This window comes from Allobosea sp. 05T433 (assembly GCF_056396065.1).
Map to the genome: position 1 here is coordinate 120964 of NZ_JBFTKS010000009.1, position 21845 is coordinate 142808.

The 21845-nt window shown below is 65.0% G+C and carries 20 protein-coding genes and 1 pseudogene; 6 read left to right on the forward strand and 15 right to left on the reverse strand.

Features of this window, described 5'->3' with window-relative positions; translation table 11 throughout:
* Positions 1-59: 59 nt before the first annotated feature.
* Together uvrB and AC1DGP_RS14825 are read right to left on the reverse strand one after the other, a co-directional pair.
* The gene (uvrB, locus tag AC1DGP_RS14820) at positions 60-2717 is read right to left on the reverse strand and encodes an excinuclease ABC subunit UvrB (protein WP_441506365.1); all 2658 of its coding nucleotides are present in this window, start codon (positions 2715-2717) and stop codon (positions 60-62) included.
* 185 nt (positions 2718-2902) lie between these two features.
* Positions 2903-3319, reverse strand: a complete 417-nt coding sequence (locus AC1DGP_RS14825) for a DUF1801 domain-containing protein (protein ID WP_441506366.1) — start codon at positions 3317-3319, stop codon at positions 2903-2905.
* Positions 3320-3881: 562 nt separating this feature from the next.
* Between AC1DGP_RS14825 and greA the strand changes: the two genes are divergently transcribed.
* Entirely contained in the window at positions 3882-4349 is a 468-nt protein-coding gene (gene greA, locus AC1DGP_RS14830; protein WP_441506367.1) for a transcription elongation factor GreA, read from the forward strand.
* 9 nt (positions 4350-4358) lie between these two features.
* On the opposite strand, the gene AC1DGP_RS14835 is transcribed toward greA, so the two are convergent.
* Positions 4359-5576 carry a TIGR03862 family flavoprotein gene (locus AC1DGP_RS14835; RefSeq protein WP_441506368.1) on the reverse strand — a complete coding sequence of 406 codons (1218 nt, stop codon included), beginning with the start codon at positions 5574-5576 and terminating at the stop codon, positions 4359-4361.
* Between the two features lie 74 nt (positions 5577-5650).
* Here AC1DGP_RS14835 and AC1DGP_RS14840 point away from each other — a divergent pair.
* Positions 5651-5949 (forward strand): annotated as a pseudogene (locus tag AC1DGP_RS14840) (YnfA family protein).
* Between the two features lie 119 nt (positions 5950-6068).
* Here the strand turns inward: AC1DGP_RS14840 and phoB are convergent.
* The 7 genes from phoB to AC1DGP_RS14875 form a co-directional block, all read right to left on the reverse strand.
* Positions 6069-6767: a phosphate regulon transcriptional regulator PhoB gene (gene phoB / locus AC1DGP_RS14845; RefSeq protein WP_043235687.1), complete on the reverse strand. Its 699-nt coding sequence runs from the start codon at positions 6765-6767 to the stop codon at positions 6069-6071.
* A 33-nt stretch (positions 6768-6800) separates the two neighbouring features.
* Positions 6801-7520, reverse strand: coding sequence for a phosphate signaling complex protein PhoU (gene phoU, locus AC1DGP_RS14850; RefSeq protein WP_069878062.1), 720 nt, complete (start codon positions 7518-7520; stop codon positions 6801-6803).
* A 48-nt stretch (positions 7521-7568) separates the two neighbouring features.
* Positions 7569-8369, reverse strand: a complete 801-nt coding sequence (gene pstB, locus AC1DGP_RS14855; protein WP_069878064.1) for a phosphate ABC transporter ATP-binding protein PstB — start codon at positions 8367-8369, stop codon at positions 7569-7571.
* A 44-nt stretch (positions 8370-8413) separates the two neighbouring features.
* Positions 8414-9301, reverse strand: a complete 888-nt coding sequence (gene pstA, locus AC1DGP_RS14860) for a phosphate ABC transporter permease PstA (protein WP_441490779.1) — start codon at positions 9299-9301, stop codon at positions 8414-8416.
* A gap of 13 nt (positions 9302-9314) precedes the next feature.
* Positions 9315-10286, reverse strand: coding sequence for a phosphate ABC transporter permease subunit PstC (gene pstC / locus AC1DGP_RS14865; protein WP_069878068.1), 972 nt, complete (start codon positions 10284-10286; stop codon positions 9315-9317).
* 95 nt (positions 10287-10381) lie between these two features.
* Complete coding sequence (pstS, locus tag AC1DGP_RS14870; protein WP_441506370.1) at positions 10382-11407, reverse strand: phosphate ABC transporter substrate-binding protein PstS; 1026 nt, start codon at positions 11405-11407, stop codon at positions 10382-10384.
* 100 nt (positions 11408-11507) lie between these two features.
* Entirely contained in the window at positions 11508-12569 is a 1062-nt protein-coding gene (locus AC1DGP_RS14875) for an ATP-binding protein (RefSeq protein WP_441490777.1), read from the reverse strand.
* A gap of 614 nt (positions 12570-13183) precedes the next feature.
* Between AC1DGP_RS14875 and AC1DGP_RS14880 the strand changes: the two genes are divergently transcribed.
* A complete protein-coding gene (locus AC1DGP_RS14880) occupies positions 13184-13474 on the forward strand; it encodes a hypothetical protein (protein ID WP_441490776.1) in 291 nt (96 codons plus the stop codon).
* A gap of 93 nt (positions 13475-13567) precedes the next feature.
* Here the strand turns inward: AC1DGP_RS14880 and AC1DGP_RS14885 are convergent, their stop codons facing one another.
* The 4 genes from AC1DGP_RS14885 to AC1DGP_RS14900 all read right to left on the reverse strand — a co-directional run bounded on the left by AC1DGP_RS14885 (position 13568) and on the right by AC1DGP_RS14900 (position 19188).
* Positions 13568-14515, reverse strand: a complete 948-nt coding sequence (locus AC1DGP_RS14885) for a lysylphosphatidylglycerol synthase domain-containing protein (protein WP_441490775.1) — start codon at positions 14513-14515, stop codon at positions 13568-13570.
* A gap of 249 nt (positions 14516-14764) precedes the next feature.
* Entirely contained in the window at positions 14765-16288 is a 1524-nt protein-coding gene (locus AC1DGP_RS14890; protein ID WP_476832251.1) for an ABC-F family ATP-binding cassette domain-containing protein, read from the reverse strand.
* Between the two features lie 349 nt (positions 16289-16637).
* On the reverse strand, positions 16638-17201 hold the full coding sequence (locus tag AC1DGP_RS14895; RefSeq protein ID WP_441490773.1) for a hypothetical protein: 564 nt from the start codon (positions 17199-17201) through the stop codon (positions 16638-16640).
* Between the two features lie 109 nt (positions 17202-17310).
* Complete coding sequence (locus AC1DGP_RS14900; RefSeq protein ID WP_476832252.1) at positions 17311-19188, reverse strand: ABC transporter ATP-binding protein/permease; 1878 nt, start codon at positions 19186-19188, stop codon at positions 17311-17313.
* Between the two features lie 176 nt (positions 19189-19364).
* Here AC1DGP_RS14900 and AC1DGP_RS14905 point away from each other — a divergent pair, with 176 nt between their 5' ends.
* The 3 genes from AC1DGP_RS14905 (at position 19365) to AC1DGP_RS14915 (ending at position 20714) form a co-directional block, all read left to right on the forward strand.
* On the forward strand, positions 19365-19655 hold the full coding sequence (locus AC1DGP_RS14905; RefSeq protein ID WP_441506373.1) for a hypothetical protein: 291 nt from the start codon (positions 19365-19367) through the stop codon (positions 19653-19655).
* A complete protein-coding gene (locus tag AC1DGP_RS14910; protein ID WP_441490770.1) occupies positions 19645-19962 on the forward strand; it encodes a hypothetical protein in 318 nt (105 codons plus the stop codon). Before AC1DGP_RS14905 ends, AC1DGP_RS14910 begins: the two co-directional genes overlap by 11 nt.
* Before the next feature lie 122 nt (positions 19963-20084).
* A complete protein-coding gene (locus AC1DGP_RS14915; RefSeq protein WP_441506374.1) occupies positions 20085-20714 on the forward strand; it encodes a nitroreductase family protein in 630 nt (209 codons plus the stop codon).
* A 22-nt stretch (positions 20715-20736) separates the two neighbouring features.
* Here AC1DGP_RS14915 and AC1DGP_RS14920 read toward each other — a convergent pair whose 3' ends face one another.
* Entirely contained in the window at positions 20737-21783 is a 1047-nt protein-coding gene (locus AC1DGP_RS14920; RefSeq protein WP_441506375.1) for a GSCFA domain-containing protein, read from the reverse strand.
* Between the last annotated feature and the right edge of the window lie 62 nt (positions 21784-21845).

A 21845-nucleotide genomic window follows, 5' to 3' on the forward strand; every position in this document is an offset into this window, starting at 1 on the left:
TGGCGCGCCCGGAGCAGGGAACGGCAGATGCTGGACTCGGGCAGAGCCACTACGGGCAGCTATCGCCGGCCGCGTCGCTTGGCCTGTTCCCCCGCGCCCTTCGGCCGCGATTCCGGAACCGGACCCATCTCGTCCAAGTTCGGCTTGCGCGGACGCGAGACCGGTTTGGCTTCGCCGCCGCCCCAGTTATGCGGGCCCATGTCCTCATCGGTGGGTTTGCGCGCCCGTGTCGGCAGGTTCGCCGACGCGCCGTAGCTGCGCTCCCCCTTGTACTTGCCAGCCGAGGCCTCGACATCGCTCTGGCGGGCGAGCGGGTCATCGGAGATGGCGAGTTCGGTCGCCTGCAGGCGCTTGATCTCGTCGCGCAACCGGGCGGCCGTCTCGAATTCGAGATCGGCGGCAGCCTCGCGCATGCGCTTCTCGAGATCGGCCAAGGCGGCCTTGAGGTTGTGCCCGGCGATCGGCGCATCGACCAAACCCTTGTCGACCGTGACATGGTCGCGCTCGTAGACCGAGCCGAGGATGTCGCCGATGGCGCGCTTGATCGTCTGCGGCGTGATGCCATTCGCGAGGTTATAGGCCTCCTGCTTCTCGCGGCGGCGATTGGTCTCCGCCATCGCGCGCTCCATCGAGCCTGTGATGTGGTCGGCATAGAGGATGACCTTGCCGTCGACATTGCGGGCGGCGCGGCCGATGGTCTGGATCAAGGAAGTCTCGGAGCGCAGAAAGCCTTCCTTGTCGGCGTCGAGAATGGCGACGAAGCCGCATTCCGGGATGTCCAGGCCCTCGCGCAGCAGATTGATGCCGACCAGCACGTCGAAAGCGCCGAGGCGGAGATCGCGCAGAATCTCGATGCGCTCGATCGTGTCGATGTCGGAATGCATGTAGCGCACGCGCACGCCGTTCTCGTGGAGGTACTCGGTCAGGTCCTCGGCCATGCGCTTGGTCAGCACGGTGACGAGGCTGCGGTAGCCCTTCTCGGTGACCTCCTTGATCTCGTCGAGCAGGTCGGCAACCTGGTGCTTGGCGGGGCGGACCTCGACCGGAGGGTCGATCAGCCCGGTTGGACGGATGACCTGCTCGGTGAAGACACCGCCGGTGCGGTCCATCTCCCAGCCGCCGGGCGTCGCCGAGACATGCACCGATTGCGGGCGCATCGCGTCCCATTCCTCGAAGCGCAGCGGCCGGTTATCCATGCAGGACGGCAGGCGGAAGCCGTATTCGGCCAATGTCGCCTTGCGGCGGAAGTCGCCCCGGTACATGCCGCCGATCTGCGGCACGGTGACGTGGCTCTCATCGGTGAAGACCAGCGCATTGTCGGGCAGGTACTCGAACAGGGTCGGCGGCGGCTCGCCCGGCTTTCGGCCGGTGAGATAGCGCGAATAGTTCTCGATGCCGTTGCACGAACCGGTCGACTCGATCATCTCTATGTCGAAGGTGCAACGCTGGTCGAGCCGCTGCGCTTCGAGATAGCGCCCCATGCGATTGAGTTCCTCAAGGCGGGCCTTGAGCTCCTCCTTGATCGACTTGACAGCCTGGGTCAGCGTCGGGCGCGGCGTGGTGTAGTGCGAATTGCCGTAGACTTTCACGAATTCGAGGTCGGCCGTCTTTTGACCGGTGAGCGGATCGAATTCCGAGATGCTTTCGACCTCGTCGCCGAACAGGCCGATGCGCCAGGCGCGGTCCTCATAGTGGGCCGGGAACAGCTCGATGACATCGCCACGCACGCGAAAGGTGCCGCGGGCGAAATCGCCAAGCGTGCGCTTGTATTGCAGGGCGACGAGATCGGCGATGAGCTGACGCTGCTCGATGCGCTCGCCGAGTTTGATGGCGAAGGTCATCGCCGTATAGGTCTCGACCGAGCCGATGCCGTAGATGCAGGAGACGCTGGCGACGATGATGACGTCGTCGCGCTCCAGCAGCGAGCGCGTGGCCGAGTGGCGCATGCGGTCGATCTGCTCGTTGATCGAGGATTCCTTCTCGATAAACGTGTCCGAACGCGGGACGTAGGCCTCCGGCTGATAGTAGTCGTAGTAGGAGACGAAGTACTCCACCGCGTTGTCGGGGAAGAAACTCTTGAATTCACCGTAGAGCTGTGCGGCCAGCGTCTTGTTCGGGGCGAGGATCAGAGCCGGGCGCTGCGTCTCCTCGATCACCTTGGCCATCGTGAAGGTCTTGCCGGAGCCGGTAACGCCGAGCAGGACCTGGTCGCGCTCCTGCCGTGCGACGCCGTCGACGAGATCGGCGATCGCGGTCGGCTGGTCACCAGCCGGCTCGAAATCCGACTGCATGCGGAAGGCGATGCCGCCCTCGGACTTGTCCGGGCGGGCCGGGCGATGCGGCGTCCAGGGCTTGCCGGGATCGATGAAGGGGCTGCCGGACTCGAGCAGGTGCTGCAGCGAATGCGCGGTGACGGAGGCAGCGGTCTCGCCCTCGGCCTCGCCGAAGGCAGAGGCCGCGTCGCCTTTCTTCGGCTTTTTCTTCAGCTTGGTGTCGCCGGGGCGCGGCTCGCCATAACCGGCCTGCGGCTGGTCGCTGAAACCGGAGGCGCCGCCCGGGACCGCCCTGCCGCGGTTGATCGCGGGATTGAGCAGATCGGCGAGATAGCCCTCGAGCGGCTTCAACTCGGGCTTGGTGGCCTTGGAGTTCGGCGTGCGCGCGGAGGCGGGCTTTTTTGCAGGCTTAGCCTTGGCGGTCGTGTCGGAGCTTTTCGGCATGGCGGCAATATGGGGCGAAACCGGGCGGAGCGCGAGGGGTACGCCGTCGCAGCAGGCGGATAACTGACAGCAGGTGACAGGAGTACACCGTGGCAGGAGAAGCCGGATTGAAGCGGTCCCGGGGGTGGGCGCGATGCAAGTCCGGCTTTCATCGCGCGCCGGCGCATATCGAGACGGAGCGAGGCTTATCCGCGGGACTTGGTCTTGCCGCAGCCGCCGGACATGTTGAGGGTCACGGCTGCGCGAATGAGAGCCTTCAATGCCCCTTCGTCAATCGTCTCACCCTCGTGGATGTCGATGGCCCGCCTGGTGTTGCCATCCAGACTGGAATTGAAGAGGCCCGATGGGTCGTCGAGTGAGGCCCCCTTGGCAAAGGTCATTTTGACGACGCTCTTGTAGGTCTCCCCAGTGCAGATCAATCCGTCGTGGGACCACACCGGAACCCCTCGCCATTTCCACTCCTCTACCACCTCAGGATCGGCTTGCCTGATCCATACGCGGAGCTGGGAGAGCATCTTGCCTCGCCAGTCGCCCAGCTCGGTGATCCGCTCGTCGATCATCCGAGACGGGGAGTTTTCGTTCTGGGACTCGCTCTGGCTCATGATCTTCCCTTCTCTCCGGAACTCTCGCTTCTGGGATCGGGCCAACCGTCTGCTCGAGATCGCAGCGCAACCTCTCGAAGAGGCTGGGCCGGCCGGTAAACGTCTTGGAGAGCACGGTGTGTCTGCACGGATCACAACGCATAACTCTCTGGCTATTGATCTGCATTCATAATCATTGGGCTATACGTCAGTCAATCGAAGCCTGCGCGCGCAACGATCGCCGTCGGGTCTCGCAACTCAGGATCAAGGTGGCCGCGACGGACGGCCGACGCAAGCGCGGCGCTCTTCCGGCATCGGCTGCCCCCTTGGGAACGGGACTGCGCTCGTGATCGGGGGCCAGGGGCAGCGCGCGATGGCTCTGCTCTTGATGGTGCGGCCGGACACGGGGGTGTAGACTGTTCGGGTCTTGTCTTCGGCAGTGCCTGATCCCCATCTCCAAGTGATCGCCGCTTCAGAGTCCAGCATCGGGTTGGCGCTGCATCGCAAGCAGTCGTGAGGACGTAACACTGAAAGCTGTGGTCCGGTTCGCCGGATGTGCCGAGATCAATAGGAGGAGGCCAGAATGACTCGCGCCTTCGTCAAGGAAGCAGAGGAAAGAGGGACCCTGGACGAGCTGCCGGACCGGCCAGTCTCGCCTCACCCGAACCTCGTGACGCCTGAGGGGCTCGCACAGATCGAGGCCCAGCTGGCGCGCTGGCATGACGAACACGCGGCGGCGCTGGCCGGAGGCGACCGCACCGAGATCGCTCAGACGCGGCGCGAGTTCCGCTACTGGGCGGCGCGGCGCGCCAGCGCCAAGCTGGCCCCTGCGCAGGAAAGGCACGACATCGTCCGCTTCGGCTCGACAGTGACGATCCGCCGGGCCGATGGGCGCGAGCAGAACTGGCGGCTGGTCGGCGAGGACGAGGCCGATCCGGCACACGGAACGCTGCCCTATGTCGCGCCGTTGGCGAGCGCGCTGATGGGCAAGGGCATTGGCGAGAGCGTCAGCATCGGCACTGAGGCGGTCGAGATCATCGCGATCTCCTGAGGCGATCGTTCAGCTATCCGCGAGCCAGGCCTGAATCCCTGCTGCAGCTGCGACTCCGGTCGCGAAACAGGCCTGCAGCAGATAGCCGCCGGTCGGCGCCTCCCAATCCAGCATCTCGCCTGCGACAAAGGTACCGGGCAAGCGTTTCAGCATGAAGCCTTCCTCGACCTCGGCCGCGGCGACGCCACCGGCGGTGGAGATCGCCCGCTCGATCGGTCTGAGACCGGTGAGCACCAGAGGCGCGGCCTTGATCAGTGCGGCCAGCCTCTCCGCGTCTTCGGGGAGTGGCCCCTTCGCCGCTTCGCGCAGCAGCGCAATCGCGGATGGAGCAAGACCTGCAGCCTTGCGCAGATGATTGCTCAGCGTCACGCCCTTGCGACGATGCGCGAGGCGCTGGACCAGCAGTGCCGCCTCGTGATCGGGCCGCAGATCGATGGTGATGACCGCCCTGCCCTCGCGCAGGATCGTCTCGCGAATCGGGGCAGAGAGTGCATAGACCGCGCCGCCTTCCAGACCCGTCGCATCGATCATCGCCTCGCCGGGCACGGATTGGCCGCCGAAGCTCAGGACGATGCGCTTCAACGGTACTCCGGCAAAACGCTCTCGCATGGTCTGGGACCAATCGACCGTGAAACCGCCATTGGCCGGGCGCAGCGGCGCGATCGCAACGCCGCGCGCCGCCAACAAGGGTGCCCAGCCACCATCCGAACCCAGCCGTGGCCAGCTCGCACCGCCGAGCGCGAGCAGCGTCGCGTCGGGCCGCGCCTCGACATCGGCGCCATCGCGGCTCCGGAACGTCAGAGCTCCCGCTTCGCTCCAGCCGGTCCAGCGCTGCCCAGGCGCGAAGGCGACGCCGAGACCATCGAGCCGGCGCAGCCATGCCCGCAGCAGGGGCGAGGCCTTCATGGCGCGCGGGAAGACGCGGCCGCTGCTGCCGACGAACGTGTCCTGCCCGAGCGCATCGGCCCAGTCGCGCAGGGATTGTGGCGGGAAGGCGCGAATGGCCGGCTCCAGCCAGGCTTGCGCATCGCGATAGCGGGGCAGGAACCTGTCGAGCGGTTCGGAATGGGTAAGGTTCAATCCGCCGCGCCCGGCCAGCAGGAATTTGCGGGCCGGCGAGGGCATGCGATCGTAGATCGTGACGGTGTCCCCGGCTGCCGCAAGGCGCTCGGCCGCGATCAGCCCGGAGGGCCCTGCTCCAATAATGGCGACGTGATGTGTGGGCATCGGTCCGGCTTGCCGTCAGCGCGCCCTGCGGTCAAGGGTAATCCCGCCCCGAAGGCCATCGACAGGGACGAACCATGCCGACCATCGCCGCCTATTTCGGCGCAGCCATTCTCGAAATCGCCGGCTGTTTCGCGTTCTGGGGCTGGCTCCGGCTCGACAAGCCCATCTGGTGGCTCGTACCCGGACTGTTTTCGCTCGCCCTGTTCGCCTGGCTGCTGACGCTGGCGGAGAGCGAAGCCGCCGGACGGGCCTATGCCGCCTATGGCGGCGTCTACTCTGGGCCGTGGAAGGCTTTCGCCCCGACCGCTGGGACATTATCGGTGGGCTGATCTGCCTCGCCGGCGCGGCGATTATTATCGCAGGGCCGCGCTAGGGTATCGGCCCGAAAGGTGGATTGCGGTTTTCGGGAAGGCCGATGCAACCATAGACGGTTAGATCGTCGGGCGGATTCGATATCCGGCCCGATGATCCAAGTCCCCGATGATCCAAGTCTCAGCTCCGCGCAAAGGTCTCGTCGAAGGCATAGCCGGCACCGCGCACGGTCCGCAGCGGGTCCTTGGCGTTGTCAGGAGTGATCGCCTTGCGCAGCCGGCCGACATGGACGTCGACGGTGCGCTCGTCGATATAGACGTCGCGGCCCCAGACCGCGTCGAGCAGCTGGGCCCGGGAATAGACCCGCCCCGGCGCCTGCATCAGGAATTCGAGCAGGCGGAACTCGGTCGGGCCGAGATGCAGCTCGCTGCCTGAGCGGCGGACACGGCGGGTGGTGCGGTCGAGTTCGAGATCGCCGGCGGCCAACAGGCCGGCGACATGACCCGGCTTGGCGCGGCGTAGCAACGCCTGGATGCGGGCGATCAGCTCGGGCAGCGAGAACGGCTTGACGACATAGTCGTCGGCCCCGGTGGCGAGGCCGCGCACACGCTCGGTTTCCTCGCCGCGGGCGGTGAGCATGATGATCGGCACCCGCTCGGTATCGCGACGGGTCCGCAGCCTCCGGCAGAGCTCGATGCCGGAAAGGCCCGGCAGCATCCAGTCGAGCAGCACGAGGTCCGGCGTATGATCGCGCAGATGCAGCTCGGCATCGTCGCCACGCGCGACGCTGTCGACCTCGAAGCCCTCGGCTTCGAGATTGTAGCGCAGCAACAGGGTCAGCGGCTCTTCGTCCTCAACGATCAGGATGCGTGCAGGCATGTCTCACTCGGTCCCAAAGGTGTCGGGCGCCGGTCACTCACCGGTGGCGGCGTCCAGAAGGATATTGGTCGTGTCGAGCTTCGGGCGGGCTGCGTCCAAGGCTTCGCCCGTGACGAGATAGTGGATCGTCTCGGCGATGTTGGTGGTGTGGTCGCCGATGCGCTCGACATTCTTGGCGCAGAACAGGAGATGCGTGCAGAAGGTGATGTTGCGCGGGTCTTCCATCATATAGGTGAGCAGCTCGCGGAAGAGCGAGGTATAGAGCGCGTCGATCTCATCGTCGCGGCGCCAGACCTCCATGGCCTTCTGCTCGTTGCTGACGGCGTAAGCGTCGAGCACGTCCTTGAGCTGGGCCTGAACCAGGCGGCTCATATGCTCGAGGCCGACGACCGCGCGCGACGGCGGCTGGAACTGGCCGGAGATGGCGACCGCGCGCTTGGCGATATTCTTGGCGAGATCGCCGACACGCTCGATATCGGCGGCGATGCGGATGGCGGAGATCAGCTCGCGCAGGTCGTTGGCGAGCGGCTGGCGCCGGGCGATGGTGAGCACCGCCTTCTCCTCTACCTCGCGCTGCAGATTGTCGAGGCGCTGGTCGGCGCTGATGACCTTCTGTGCCAGCCCGGTGTCGCGGCGCACCAGGGCGACTGTCGAATCGCCGAGCATGCGCTCCGACATGCCCCCCATCTCGGCCAGGCTGCGGCGGATCCCCTCGAGATCGGCATCATATGAGCGGACGATGTGATCAGTCATCGCGGCGTATCCTTTGTCGGCAAAGCAGTTGGAAGGCTGGGCGCCGGTTCAGCCGAAGCGGCCGGTGACGTAGTCCTGCGTCTGCTTCTTGTGCGGGTTCATGAAGATGGTGTTGGTGGCGTCGAATTCGATCACCTCACCGAGATACATGAAGGCGGTGTACTGCGAGATACGCGCCGCCTGCTGCATGTTGTGGGTGACGATGACGATGGTGAAGTCGGTCTTGAGCTGCTCGAGCAGGTCCTCGATCTTGCCGGTCGAGATCGGATCGAGCGCCGAGGTCGGCTCGTCGAACAGGATGACTTCCGGCTTCTGGGCAATGGTCCGCGCAATGCAGAGGCGCTGCTGCTGGCCGCCGGACAGGCCCATGCCGGAGGTCTTCAGCTTGTCCTTGACCTCGTCCCAGAGCGCGGAACGGCGCAGCGCACCCTCGACGCGGTCATCGAGCTCGGATTTCGGTGGCTTCTCGTAGAGGCGGATGCCGAATGCGACATTGTCGTAGATCGACATCGGGAAGGGCGTCGGCTTCTGGAACACCATGCCGACGCGCGAGCGCAGCTCGTTCACATCGATATCGTTGCTGATGACGTTGCGGCCGTCGAGCAGGATCTCGCCGGTGGCGCGCTGCTCGGGATAAAGCGAGTAGATCCGGTTGAAAATGCGCAGCAGGGTCGACTTGCCGCAGCCCGACGGTCCGATCAGGGCCGTGACATGGCGGTCCCGGAAGTCGAGATTGATGTTCTTCAGCGCCTTGTGCTCGCCGTAGTAGAAATCGAGGTTCTTGACCGCGATCCGGACGGGGGCCTCGGCATCAAGCGCTTGCGGGCTCAGTTCCAGCGTCGAAAGCATCGACTTGTTCCTTCAGATCGAACGCGACGAGGGTTTAAGGCCGTTCATTTGCCGCCCCGCACGATACGGCGGGCGATAAGCGAGAGGCACAGGATCGAGACGGTGATGATCAGCGAACCGGCCCAGGCGAGTTGCTGCCAGTTCTCATAGGGGGCGGAGGCGAACTGGTAGATCGTCACCGGCAGGTTGGAGACGCCGCCGACGAGGCTGGGCGAGAACCAGAAATTGTTGTTCAGCGCAGTGAAGATCAGCGGCGCCGTCTCGCCGGCGATGCGCGCCAGGGCCAGCAGGATACCGGTGACCATGCCGGATTTCGCCGCCCGCCAGGTCACGCTGGTGATGACGACCGAAGGCGGGGCGCCGAGCGCAGCACCGGCTTCACGCAACGAGCTCGGCACGAGGCGCAGCATGTCCTCGGTGGTGCGCACGATCACCGGGATCGCGATGATGCCCAGCGCCACGCCGCCGGCCCAGCCGGAATAGCCGCGGAATGGCTCGACCAGGATGACGTAGACGAAGAGGCCGATCAGGATCGACGGCGCCGAGAGCAGGATGTCGTTGATGAAACGGATCAGGTCCGCGAGCTTGGAGCCCTTGCCGTATTCGGCAAGGTAGGTGCCGGCGAGCACGCCCACCGGCGTCGCCACGGCGATGCCGAGGAAGGTCAGCACGATCGAGCCGACAATGGCGTTGGCAAGGCCGCCCCCCTCGCTGCCGGGACCGGGCGTCACCTGGGTGAAGGTCGCGACGGAGAGCCCGCCGATCCCCTTCACGAGCAGCATGCCGAGAATCCAGAACAGCACGAAGATGGCGAGAAGGGTGAAGCTGGTGGCGATGATCTTCATCGCCCGATCCGCGGTGCGGCGCGCGGGGCGGACGCGGCCCCAGACCTGATGAGGCGTCGTTGCGGGCGGGGTGACGGCGCTGTTCATGGCCAGGCTCCGCTCAGAAGGACTTGACGCGCGCGACAAGGATACGCGCGATCACGAGGACGACGAAGGTGACGAAGAAGAGGATGCAGCCGAGCGCGATCAGCGCGTTGAGCTGCAGGCCCATCGCCTCGTTGAATTCGTTGGCGATGCGCGAGGCAATGGTCGAGCCGGGGTCCATGATCGAGGCCGAAAGCCGGTTGGCATTGCCGACGACGAAGGTCACCGCCATGGTCTCGCCAAGCGCGCGGCCAAGACCGAGCATGATCGCGCCGATGATCGAGACGCCGGCCTGCGGCACCAGCACATGGCGCACGACCTCCCAGGTCGTGGCGCCGATGCCATAGGCGCTCTCACGCAGCACGGACGGGATCTGCTCCAGCATGTCGCGGGTGATCGAGGCGATGAAGGGGATGATCATGAAGGCGAGGATGATGCCGGCCGTCAGGATGCCGAGCCCCGAGGGCGAGCGCGAATACAGCACGGTGCCGACCAGCGGAATGCCTTCGACGATGTTCGAGACCGGGATCTGCACATAGGCCGCGAAGAGCGGCACGAAAACGAAGAGACCCCACATGCCGTAAATGATCGAGGGCACGGCGGCGAGCAGCTCGATCGTCGTCGAGACCGGGCGCTTGAACCAGGGCGGCGCGAGCTGGGTGAGGTAGACGGCGATGCCGAGCGAGAGCGGCACGCCAAGGACCAGCGCGATCAGCGCGGTCGACAAGGTGCCTACGATGGCAGGCCAGGCGCCATACTGCTCGTTCTGGGTGTCCCAGACGCTGGACGTGATGAAACCAAGGCCGAATTCGCGGAAGGCGGGCCAGCCGCCGATGATCATCGAGGCGATGATGCCCGCGAGCAGCACCAGCACGAAGAGCGCGGCGGCCCGGCTGGCATTGCGGAAGACAATGTCGAAGGTGCCCTTTGGAGTGCGGCGAATGGCGGGCGCGCCGGGCGCGGCCATCTGGTCTGTCACGGCAGCCATCCGTGGTTACTCCGGTCGCATAAGAAGCACGAGGAAACGGGTCTCACAAAGTCGAACGCGAGGCGGGAACAACCCGCCTCGCGTCATAGCATGGATCAGAAGATCGGCTTGCCAGCCGGGTCGGTGGCGCCCTTCCAGGCGGCGCGGACCTGATCCTTGACGTTGGCCGGGAGCGGCACGTAGTCGAGATCGAGCGCGAGCTTGTCGCCGTTCTTGAAGGCCCAGTCGACGAATTTCAGCGCGGACTGCACCTCTTCGGGCTTCTCCGGCTTGGCATGGACGAGCAGGAAGGTGGCGGAGGTGATCGGCCAGGCCTGGGCGCCCTTCTGGTTGTTCAACGAGATGCCGAAGCCGGGAGCCTCGTTCCAGTTCGCATTGGCGGCAGCGGCCTGGAAGGACTTGTCGTCCGGAGCCGGGAACTGGCCGTCGGCGTTCTCGACCAGCGCATGGGCCAGTTTGTTCTGCTTGGCATAGGCGTACTCGACATAGCCGATCGAGTTCGCGACCTGCTTGACGGAGGCCGAGACGCCCTCATTGCCCTTGCCGCCGATGCCGACCGGCCACTGCACGGCCGTGTTGGTGCCGATCTTCGACTTCCAGTCCGGCGAAACGCGCGAGAGATAGTCGGTGAAGACGAAGGTCGTGCCCGAGCCGTCCGAACGATAGACCGGGTTGATGTTGGCGTCAGGCAGGGTCAGGCCGGCATTGATGGCGACGATCTTGGGATCGTTCCACTTCTTGATGGTGCCCTGATAGATGTCGGCGATGATCGCGCCGGTGAGCTTCAGCTTGCCCGGCTCGACGCCGGCAATGTTGACGGCCGGAACGACGCCACCCATGACGGTCGGGAACTGGATCAGGCCGTCCTTGGTCAGGTCCTCGCCCTTGAGCGGGGCATCGGTCGCGCCGAACGCAACCGTCTTGGCCTTGATCTGCCGGATACCGCCGCCTGAGCCGATCGACTGATAGTTGAGACCGATATTGGTCTCCTTCTTATAAGCTTCAGCCCATTTCGAGTAGATCGGGAAAGGGAAGGTCGCGCCCGCGCCGGTAATGTCGGCGGCCTGGGCAACGCCGGCCAAGCCGATCGTCGCAGCCGCGAGAATGAGAATTTTGCGCATTAGAGGAGTCCTCGTCTGGGTCGCAGTCTTTAGCAGCCCCGCTAGAACACCTTCCATGTGACAGACAGATGACAGACCGTCACGTTCGCCGTCACATTGGTCAGGACGGGCTCCGCATCATCGCGCCGAGGCGCGGCAGGATCGCCTTGAAGAGGGCGCCCTTGCCGTACTCGCTCTCGATGGTGAGACGGCCGCGATGGCGTAACACGATGTGCTTGACGATGGCGAGACCAAGGCCCGTGCCGCCGGCCTCGCGGCTCGCGGCCGTGTCGACACGATAGAAGCGTTCGGTGAGGCGGGGCAGATGCTCGGGCGGGATGCCTGGCCCGTCGTCACGAACGCTGACGCTGGCTTCGCTCGCGCCCTCGACCACATTGATTGCAACCACGCCGCCCTCACGGCCATATTTGATGGCGTTCTCGACGAGGTTCTCCATCAGCCGCAGCAACTCGTCGCGGTCCCCCGCGACTTGGACCGGCTGGGTCGGCGTCTCGAGCTTCAACGCCACCTTGCGCTCGCGTGCCATCAGGGTGAGCGAGTCGACGATCTCGCGCGAAATCGCGGAGAGATCGACAGGCGTGTCCGGCGCGAGATGGGCGCGCAGCTCGATGCGCGAGAGCGAAAGCAGATCGTCGACCAACCGCGCCATGCGCAGACCCTGTTCGCGCATGATGGCGAGAAAGCGGTCGCGCGCGCCGGTATCGTTGCGCGCCGGTCCCTGCAGGGTCTCGACGAAGCCGAGAAGGGAGGCGAGCGGCGTGCGCAGTTCGTGGCTGGCATTCGCCACGAAATCGACGCGCATGCGTTCCGTGACGCGCAGCTCACTCAGATCCTCGAAGGTCAGCACCACGGGATTACGCCAGACGCCGCCGGTCAAAGCTGCGATGTGGATGCGGAATGTGCGCTCGACCGGCACGCGCTCGACCAACTCGATGACCCGGCGCCCTCCACGGCGCGAAACCTGCTCGATCGCGTCGATCAGGTCGGGGTCGCGCAGGACGAGCGTGAGCGACTGGCCGCGTTCGAGCGCCGGAATGAGCGCGCGCATCGCTGGGCTCAGTGCCTGCGCCACCCCTTGCGCATCGAGCAGCACCACGGCGGAACCCAGCGCCTCGATCAGCGCTGCAGTGGCCGGCGCGTGGGGATCGACGACATCGACCATGTGAACATGCCTATCAGGAGGAAGCTGGCGCCCTCATAGGGGCTGGCACGCGCTCTGCCAATCGCTCCGGGCGAGATGCCCCCCGCACTTGCGAGGCCCCCCACAGCGCGCGGCGACACTGGGCGAAATCCACGCCATCCAGGATCTCAGCAGGAACGAAGCGCGCTTGGGTGGTCACTATCGGCGACGCGCCGGGCGCCGCGGAGGCCGAGGCTGTCTCGACCATGATCGGAATTGCGACCGGCCGCTCTCGCTCAGATCAAGAATGTATTTTCAGCCAATTATCATCGTTTTATTGAGACAACATCGGACTTGGAAAGGCTACTGATAATGATGCTCAATCGATGTAACGATGACCATCGGCATGGCCAGCCATCTTTTGGCCTTCTACGGACACTATTCGGACATGGAACTGGTCAGCCAGACCAAGAATTTGGTGGCTTGAGCCTTCCATTCTCCCTAGTCTTGTTGAGTCTTTTATGCGTCATTTTATCTTGGCTGCATGCGTTGCAGTATGCCTCCCTGCGACCGCCCAAGCCAATGTCCCCGCCGGCAAGGTTTCCTTCCAACCGCAAGTGAAGGGGTTGGGCTGCCTCAAACCGGAAACCCTGGCGATGATCAGCGAGTTGGTCGCCAAGATCGGCCCGATCAAGATCACCTCGACCTGCGGCGGTCGCCATGCCCGGAACTCGCAGCATTATAGCGGAAAGGCGATCGACTTCAGGCCACTAGCCGCCTCTACACGCAGCGCGGTCGCTGCCGCCAAGGCCCTCGCGAGCACCGGCGGCGTCGGTTCCTATTCGAACGGCATCGTCCATGCGGATGTCGGCGCGCGCGAGGCCTCCTGGTATGGGCACAAGCGCAGCAGCCGCCAGGTCGCCTACGCAGCGCGCAGCAGCCGCTAAAGCGTCGGCTTTCGAGAAAGACGCGGCAATCACAGCAGTCGGATCATCTGACCGGATACGAGATCAGGTCAGATGATCTGAAGGGGCGGCACCCTAGATATCGTGGCGCTTAATGCGGCGGATCATTTCGTGCAGCGCCAGCATCACCAGCGCCAGGATGAAGGGCAGCAGGTAGTAGATGATGCGGAAGAGCAGCAAGGCTCCAAGCACATGACCATAGGGCAGTCGGTTGAGCGCGACGAGCATCGTCGCCTCGAAGACTCCCAACCCGCCGGGCGTATGGGCGGCGATGCCGATCAGGCAAGCGAAGACATAGGCCGCCAGGAAAGCCGGATATTCCAGCCCATAGCCGCCGGGCAGCAGTACGAAGAGCACGGCGGCGGCGGCGCAGACCTCGCAGGCGCCAAGTGTCATCTGGCCTAGCGTGATGCCGAGCCCCGGCAGCGGCAGATTCCAGCCGCGGACCCGGAAAGTGCGTTCGTCGGTCGCGACCCAGACGAGATAGCCGAGGATGGCGAGCCCCGTGGCGCCACCGACGACCTGCACGACCCAGGGCGAGGTGCGCGCGAGCATCGCGACAGAATCGGTGGCATAGAACAGGCAGGCGCTGAGGATCGCGCCGAGGCCGAGCCAGAAGGTCAGGCCGGCGATAATCGTCAGGCGAGCGACCTCGGAGGCGCGCACCCCCTTGGCCGAGTAGATCCAGTAACGAACGGTGCCGCCCGTCACGATCGGGAATCCGAGCGTGAAGGACACGGAATAGCTGGTGAAGGAGGCGAGTGCGGTCGTTCGGTAGGGGATCGACATCCCCAGCCTTCTCAGCGCCAGCGCATCATAGCCGGTCAGCAGCAGATAGCTCAGCGCGGTGAAGCCGAGCGCCAGCCCGATCTGGCGGCGGCTGGCATCGGCGAAGGCACCGGCTACCTGGCCCGGCTCCATCTCGCGGATGATCAGCCAGAGGACGGCCAGTGAAGCGACGAAGATGACCGTGCTGGCAAGTGGGCCGAGCCAGCGCCAGCGACTGCGTTTGCGCAGCGGCATTCCGGGCTCGTGCGGGCCGTACGACATGCTCTCTCGTGGTCAATTGCGCGAGGTGGGAATGTGCTCGCGTCGATTGCGGACGGGAGGGCACCGCAGCGCCCCGGCCCCGACAGATAGCGCCTCGGCCGCGATCCACAAGACGGGACGACGCGGCGAATGCGCACCATGAGGCTGACGCAGGTCGCGTCGGGCCGGCATTGCGACGGCCCGACGACATCTGTCCGCTTCAGCCCAAGCTTTTGGCCAACCTCAAGTTTCTCCGGCTTGAGCCGCAGCGAAGAATGCCTCCGGCCCCTCGATCTCGACCAATTTGCGATTCTCGATCAGCCAGAAGCGATTGCCGACCGCCCTGACGAAGCTGCGGTCATGCGAAACCAGCAGGCAGCTCGCCTCATGCGCCATGAGTTCGCCCTCCAGCGCCTCCTGCCCTTCGATGTCGAGATGGTTCGTCGGTTCGTCGAGCAGGTAGAAATTCGGATTGGCCAAGCGCAAGACCAACATGGCGAGCCGCGACTTCTGCCCGCCCGAGAGCGCGCCGATCCGGCTGCTCTGCATGTCGATCGACACACCCGCCCCCGCTAGCAGGCTGCGCGCCGGCTGGTCGCCGACATCGAAGCGCCGGGTGATCACGCCGTGCGGCGTATCGCTATCGGCGAGTTCGGAAAGACTCTGACTGCTATAACCAAGAGCAAGCGACGGCGTGACCTTGATGCGCGCAGCGTCGGTTTCCGCGATCGCGTCCCTGATCAGGCCAATCAGTCGCGACTTGCCGGTCCCGTTGCGGCCCAGCAGCACGATCCGGTCACCCTGGGCGATCGACCGCTTGCCGGTCTTGAACAGCGGCGCCCCATCCGGCGTCTCGACGGAAAGATCGTCGAGGGTCACCAGGACTTTGGCATGCGTGCCGCGATTGGCCAGCCTGATCGCGCCCGATGAGCGCTCCTGATAGCCAGGCCTCGCCGCCTCTTCCAGGCGCTCGGCCCTTTGCCTGAGCTGCTTGGTCTTGACCACGAGGAGGTCGCTGCCGGAATTGATCCCGATATTGTTCAGCTTCGCCGCCTGCCGGCGCAACTGCTGCGCCGCCTTCATCTCGCGCTGGTAGCGACGCTCCTCCGAGGCGTCGACCTCATCCAGCGCGGCGCGCGCCCGCGTATAGGGCAGCGCGAAGACCGGTGAGCTCTCCAGCCTGAGGAACAGCGTGCGATTGGACACCGCGTCGAGGAAGGCGCGATCATGACTGGAGATCACCACGGGCACGTCGCGCGGCAGACCGTTCAGCCATTCCTCGAGTTGGCTGATCCGGGCGAGGTCGAGATGGTTGGTCGGCTCGTCGAGCAGCAGCATGTCGGGATCGGTCACCCAGACGCTGGCCAGCATGGCGAAGCGTTGCCAGCCGCCGCTCAGCTGCGACAGGGGGCGCCGGCGAAGCGCCTCGGGAATTTCGAGCGCCTCCAGCGCAACGTCGACGCGCCAGGATTCCGTCTCGGCCTGCTCCATCGGGAGCGCGCGACGGACGAGGTCATAGACGGGCAACGCCAGCAGCCCGGCGGGAATTTCCTGCTCGACATGGCCGACGCGAAGTCCGCGCGACCGCGTGATCTCGCCAGTCGTAGGCTCATGGGAACCAGCAAGGCAGCGCAGCAGGGTGGATTTACCCCGGCCATTGGCTGCGACGAGGCCGAGGCGATCTCCCGCCCCGATCGCAAGATTGAGATTGGAAAAGAGCGGCGCACCGAGCGTGACGCCAAGTTTGCGGGCGTTGATCAAAGCCATAATCGTTCTCTGGACTGCGCGAGCCGTTGTCCGGCATCCAGGAAAGGCGCGTTCCACGGCCTTGAGGATGCGGATGCCGGATGCCTGTGCGGCGTCAGCTCGTTGGGTTGGGAGAGGCGCAGTTCACCGGAGCCATGAGGCTCGACGCTGCGCCGCCACGAAGGGCAGACCGGAAGAGAACCGTTGAGCGATCGTCTTTGGGTCAGCCCTGCAAGACAGCTTGCAGGGCCTGAACGGGGCCACGCTGACGATGGTGACGAAAGAACGTAATCACGCAGCCCCCCTTTCTCGAGTGAACGATGGCAACAGCCCTAGCGCCGTTCCAAATCGTTCGCAACTGCGGCTTGCCTCAGGCAGTCTTGCGGAAAACGCGCAGCGTCTTGAACAGGCCGACCTCCTCGACCGGGCGCGACTTCGCCCAATCCGCGATGATCGGCTCGGCCGAGGCATAGGCGAAGGAGCCGGTATAGAACAGGATATAGCCGCCGGCGTCAGTCTGGTCGGTGAAGAGCTGCATCACCTCGAGATCGGTAAGCGCGCCATAGGCATCGTTCTTCTCGCTGCGGAACTCGCAGGAATGGAACAGGGTGACGATATCGAAGCGCGGCAGCAGCTTTGCGTTGCTGGTATAGATGTCACCGAAATAGGCGGAATAGGTCTTGGTGATCGAGGGGTTCTCGGTCGCCAGCTTGACGAAGGCATCATATTCCTTGGGCGAAGCGGTGATGCCCAGCACCGTGCAGTCGAGCTCCGGCTCGGCGCAGCGGATGCCGATATAGTGATGCCCGCCGGTCCCGAAATGATAGATGCGCTTGCCGGTGAGGCTCTGCTCCTCGAGCCATTCGACGAAATGCACGTCACAAGGGCACTGCTCGACCCGCAGGCCCCAATAGACGTCCCAGATGTTCAGCATGCGATCAGCTCCGTTACAGGCAGGTCCGTCATACCTGCGGCATGAGGCAAGGCGGGCTTGGTCGGGCCCGAGGTACAGGGTTTCGCGGCAAGGCTGACCGAAACGACCGTCATGTCAGGCCCCGCTCCACCACACTGGCCCGCAGGGCGGGCGTGCCATCCGGATTGGCCATCCGCGCCACGCCGCCGGCCCGCTTCATCACGAGATGGTGGCTGGCGGCCTCCGCAAAGCCAGGGCTCTGGCCCATCAGCAGGATGATGGCGCCGGGCCGCACGGCTCGCAGCTCGGCGATGAGCTCGAGCGCAGTGTCGGTTTCGAGGGCGCTGGTGGATTCGTCGAGCAGGAGCACGTCAGGCGCTTCGAGTTCGGCGCGGGCCAGCGCCAGGCGCTGCCTGTCGCCCGTCGCCAGGAGCTTGTCCCAGTCGCGATGCTCGTCGAGGCTCGCGGCGAGCGCAGAGAGCCCGTAACGGCGCAAGGCATCGGCAAGCGCATCGCCTGGACGGGTCAACGCCGTATCAAGAATCGTGCGCAGGCTGCCTTCGCTCAGGTGCAGGCTGTGCGGCACGACGGTCACCCGCGCTCCTTCCGGCAGGGAAATCTCGCCTCTGCCCCAAGGCCAGAGACCGGCGAGCGCCTGGATCAGCGCCGATTTGCCGAGCCCGAGTTCGCCCGAAAGATGCAAGGTCGCGCCGGCCGGCAGGGAGAAGCTGAGATCGGCGGCCAGGTTGCGGCCATCGCGATCGGTCAAGGTGACATCCGCGAGACACAGCAGAGTGTCAGGGCTTTGCTTCACGGTCAGATGATCATCCGGCCGGCTCTGTTCGACACGGTCGAGCGCGTCGGCCAGTTCGTTGACGCGCCGCGCGGCGGCCAGCCACTCGGCGATGCGCATGAAATTGTCGAGCACCCAGTTGAAGGCGTTCTGCACGGCGACAAAGGCGGCAGCGACTTGAACGACCCCGCCGAGCGACATCTCGCCGGAGAGATATTTCGGCGCGGCCAGCAGCAACGGAACGACCGGAACGAGCGCGCCGCTGCCATTGGTGATCCAGGTCAGCCTGCCGCGCTGGCGGATCATGGCGAGCCAGCGCTGCGCCAGGCTGTCATAGGTGCGCGCAACGGCGCGACGCTCGCCTGCCTCGGCGCGAGCGAGCGCGATCGGCTCGCCATGATCGCGAATGCGCATCAGGGCGAAGCGCAACTTGGCTTCGCCCTCGTTTCGAGCCGCAACGAGGCGCGGCAGCCGGCGGCCGACAACGGTGATCAGAAGCGAAACCAGCACCGCATAGATGATTGCCGCCAATACGAGATAGGCCGGGATGGTGATCGCCCCCGAGCCGGCCGGAATCGTCAGCGCGCCCCCGATCTCCCAGAGGATCTCGATAAACATCACGATGGTGATGAAAGCCGACAGCAGACCTATGGCAAAATCGACGAGCGGTTCGGTTGCCCAGCGCACATCGTCGGCGATGCGATATTCGGGATTGGCCGGCTCGTCATTCGAGAGGCTCAGACGGAAGAAGCGTCGCTCTCCAACCCAGCCGTCAGCGAGCTTCGCCGTTACCCATTGCCGCCAGTGCACCTGGAGCGTCTCGCGCGTGACCAGGATGGCGACGCCGATACCGGCGACGATGAGCGCGAGCACCGGAAAGACCGCCATGGCGGTCAGCGCGCTCTCCGTGTCTTTCTTCTCCAGCGCATCGAAGAACCAGCCGTTCCAGCGATTGACGGTGACATTGACGAAGACGCTGAAGATGATCGATGCCGCCAGCGACAGCGTCCAGAACCAGGCCTTGCCACGGGTCGTTCCACGCCAGAAACCGCCGGTCAAGCCGGCAAAGCGCCAGGCGACCTGCCGATCGGAGGGCAGGCTTTCGGCAATGCCAGGCGCTTCGACTGACTTCAGCAAGAACGATGATCCCCCCGGATCGGAACAACACACGTCCACGCCCGGGTTTTCCCGATTGCCGCACACGCCTGCCAGCATGGCGCCTATCCTGCGCTCGATGAACCAAGGCTGAATGATTCTGACCTTGCGGCACCGATGCCACCCCGCAGTTTCGAACTGTTCTATTTATTCAATGAAAACAATACGTTGCACTACAACCCCCTCGCGCCTACTGAATTTCGCCATGTAAGAATCGGTCACGGCGAGGCAACGAGATGGGCGAGATTTCTGCAGGGGACGTAGTTGCGGCAATCGGCCGGAGCGACGAACTCATCATCCAGGAAACGCTGCGGACCAAGGCGACCACGCTCGAACTGCGTCGGGCGCTCGCCTTCGCAAAGGGCCCCGCCAATGCAAGCCCGGCCGCCTATCAGGCGTTGCCGGCGCGGATGCAGCGTCTCGTCGACCTGCTGACTGCTGCGCTCGAGGGATCGGCGCAGCCGCTCGGTCCCGCCCAAGGTGAGAAACCCAACCATCGGCGGGAGGACGCCCACCGTGCCGCTTGAACTGATCCATGACGAGAACACCGAGGCCGCCCGCGCCGCGCTGCGGCAGGTGGTTATGACGGCATTCTGCAACGCCTTGCACGATTCCCAGCTCGCCCCGATGACCGTGATGCGGCTCGCCGCCGAGGCAATCGGCTCGATCTATCGCGAGGTCTCCGATGCCCATCGCCATGAGGACGCTTGTCCATGCGGCTGGCGGCCGAGCCCGGAGCAGGATATCGACGCCCTGCAGGTGGCCCTGGCGCGTCTGGCAAGACCGGCGCCGATCGCCGATCTGAGGCTGGTCGAGGTTGCCGGCCGGGCTTAGATCATCGGTGATCTGAGTCTTCGGGTTTGCATCGGCTTTCCCGAAGGCCGCAATCCACTTTTCGGAACGATGCTTCAAGCGCGGGCACGCGCGAAAGCGCCAACGATCGAGGACGTGAGGACATGAACCAGAGCCAGGCGGCCCTTGCCGCAGCGCCCGGGGATGGCGAGACGCTGCTGCGCCTGCTCGAAACGCGCCGCTCGGTCGGGATGACGATGCTCAGCGAGCCGGGCCCGGATGCTGCAGCGCTGGCCCGCATCCTGACGATCGCCGCCCGCGTGCCCGATCATGGCGTGCTCGAACCCTGGCGCTTCATCGTGCTTGCGGGAGAAGCGCGCAAACGGGCAAGCGAGCGTGTCTCGCGGCTCTATGCCACCGAGAACGCGGCGATGGATGCCGAGAAGCGTGAGAAATTCACCGGGATCATCGGCCGCTCGCTGACCTATGCGCCCCTGATCGTCTTGGTCGTCAGCAAAAGCGACCCCGAGGCGCGCGTCCCGGTCTGGGAGCAGGATCTCTCCGCCGGGGCGGTCTGCATGAACCTGCTCACCGCAGCCCACGCGCTTGGCTTCGGCGCGAACTGGCTCACCGGCTGGGCCGCCTACAGCCCCGGCGTGCACGCCCTGTTCGGGCTTTCGAGCGGCGAGAAGCTCGCGGGCCTCGTCCATATCGGCACGGCGAAGGAAGCGCCGACCGAGCGCCGGCGCCCCGATATCGACGCGATCACCACCGTGTGGACGGGGACGGACTGACCCTGTTCCCGGTGAGTCTGCGTCAGACCAGCGCCGGGCTGGCAGTCGCGCCGATCGTCTGACCGAGATAGCTGCGCTCGAAGGTCTCCATCACCGTCGCCACCATCTTGCGGGCGACATGGAGTTGGTCCTCCTCGAAAGCGATGGCACGCGGCGAGTTCAGGACGATCTCGTAGCTCGGGAAGTAATCGACGAAATCGAAGCGCCGGTAGAGCTCCTCGGCGACGGCGCGCAGCACCGATTTCGAGGCGCTGTTGGCCACGATGACGTCGGCATCCTTGAACGTCGCGCCTAGCGGCACTGGCGAAACGGTGACGATGAAACGCATCTCCGGATGGCAGTGCTCGCGGATCAGCGTGATCGCGCCGAGCATGTCGTTCAAGGTCGCCTCATAGCCGTAGTCGACGAAGCGGAAGCGCTCGGGCATGCGCGAGAGCCAGGTCGGGCCGGGGTGGATATTCATGGCGAGCCCGGTCTCGGAGTCGAGCCAAGTCTCGGTCAGCCCGAGCGTGAAGAAACAGATCCGCGCGTCCCTGATTCGCGAGGTCGCGGCCGTCAGGCGCTTGCGGTTGGCAAGCGCGGTCTGCTGGTCGAGCAATCTCAGGCCGCTGGCGTGCGGATCGAACCACTGGTCAGGGGCAAGCTCGATCAGCCCTTCATTCGGATAGGGTTCGTCGAGCAGGACGCGCTTGAGCTCATGCGTCATGGACCGCACCGAGTACTTGTTGAGCGCGCCGCGACTCAAACTTCCGCGCGCCGCACCACCGCCGCGGCCCGTCGCCTCGTTCCAGCTCTCGAAATGCTCAGCGGGAACGCCATGGCCTTCGAGCAGGAGCGACAGCCCACGCATCATCAGGACGTTCTCGACCTCGCGCGCGAAGCAGGAGCCCATCGTAAAAATCGGCCAGGCCGGATCGATCTGGAACTTCGGCTTATGCTCGACCGAGAGATAGTTGCCGGTCGTCAGTCGCTCCTTGGCCATGCGCTCGGGCTTGCCCGAGATCCAGCCGCGCACCGGATTGCCGCGCATGATCGTGAGCGCGGTGCCCGCGTCGTATTCGATCTTCATGGTCTGCTCCTGCCGCTCCTGGCCGTCGACACCATGCCGCCGACCTCTTTCAGGGTGTTCGG